Origin of the sequence: Achromobacter sp. Marseille-Q0513 (genome assembly GCF_018195695.1) — a bacterium.
Taxonomy (GTDB): Bacteria; Pseudomonadota; Gammaproteobacteria; order Burkholderiales; family Burkholderiaceae_B; genus Achromobacter.
In genome coordinates, this window is sequence record NZ_JAGTJY010000431.1 from 1 (window position 1) to 669 (window position 669).

Here is a 669-nt window from a genome sequence, read left to right on the forward strand (position 1 = left end):
GAATGACGCTTGCCAGCTCGGGTGCGTGCGCGAGCGCGGGGCCGCGCAGTTCACGCAGATCGGCGCCGTAGCGTTCCAGCCGCTCGCGCAGGCGATCCGCCTGGCGCGCGTCGGCGGCGTCCGAGGTGCCGGCGATGGCATTGCATACGCTGGCGTAGCGGTGCAAGGCGTGGCACAGGTGGGCGCCGGCATTGCGTCCCTGCCAGCGCGGCGCGTTCGATTCGAGCAGGTCGGCGGCGGCGACCAGGGCGATGAAACTGTCCTCGGCACGGTCGAGCAGGTAATACAGCTGCCGCGCGCGGGTGCGGCGCGAGGGACGCGCGCCTTGCACTTCGCCGATGCGGCTACGCGCCGCCTCCAGCGCGGCCCGCAGCGCGGCGCGTTGAGAGCGGGACACGGCGCTCCATGCCGGCGCGCCAGTCTCGGGGCGCAGGCCGGAATACATGCCCGCCAGCGCGTCGGCGAAATCGGCCAGCCCGCGATAGCAATGGGCCACGGCCAGCGTGGCGTCCTTCCAGGGACGGCGGCGCCACACCAGCGCCGTCATCAGGATCGCCCACGATGCGCCCGCGACGAAGAACAGCGCGTAGCGCAGGCTCTCGACCAGCGTGGGCGCGGGCAGCTCGGCTGCCACCACGAATCCGGCCGACAGCAGCGTGCCGATGATGG

The 669-nt window shown here is 72.8% G+C and carries 1 protein-coding gene; it reads right to left on the reverse strand.

The window, feature by feature from the left end:
* Nucleotides 1-669: FUSC family membrane protein (locus tag KDH83_RS31095; protein WP_283093864.1), on the reverse strand; the 669-nt coding region annotated here is incomplete at both ends.